This is a genomic window from Rhizobium sp. FG96 (genome assembly GCF_057808655.1).
In genome coordinates, this window is record NZ_JBMDIL010000042.1 from 1 (window position 1) to 667 (window position 667).

1 protein-coding gene is annotated in these 667 nt (G+C 60.0%); it reads left to right on the plus strand.

Annotation, left to right across the window (positions count from 1 at the left end; genetic code table 11):
• Positions 1–663: amino acid ABC transporter ATP-binding protein (locus ACODR6_RS32100; protein WP_489026620.1), on the plus strand; the 663-nt coding region annotated here is incomplete at its 5' end.
• Between the last annotated feature and the right edge of the window lie 4 nt (positions 664–667).

Genomic DNA, 667 nt, shown 5'->3' on the forward strand with positions numbered 1-667 from the left:
CTGAAGGTCATGAAGGGCGAGCGCATCGTCATCGCCGGCCCGTCGGGCTCCGGTAAGTCGACGATGATCCGCTGCATCAACCGTCTGGAAGAGCACCAGAAGGGCCAGATCGTCGTCGATGGCACCGAGCTCACCAACGACCTGAAGAAGATCGACGAAGTGCGCCGCGAAGTCGGCATGGTGTTCCAGCACTTCAACCTCTTTCCGCACCTGACCATTCTCGAGAACTGCACGCTGGCGCCGATCTGGGTGCGCAAGATGCCGAAGAAGCAGGCGGAAGAAGTCGCTATGCACTTCCTCAAGCGCGTCAAGATCCCGGAACAGGCCAACAAGTATCCGGGCCAGCTCTCCGGCGGTCAGCAGCAGCGCGTGGCAATTGCCCGCTCGCTGTGCATGAACCCCAAGATCATGCTGTTCGATGAGCCGACCTCGGCTCTCGACCCTGAAATGATCAAGGAAGTGCTCGACACCATGGTCGGTCTCGCCGAAGAAGGCATGACCATGCTCTGCGTCACCCACGAAATGGGCTTTGCCCGCCAGGTCGCCAACCGCGTCATCTTCATGGACCAGGGCCAGATCGTCGAACAGAATTCGCCCGCCGAATTCTTCGACAATCCCCAGCACGAGCGCACCAAGCTCTTCCTCAGCCAGATCCTGCACTGAGGCT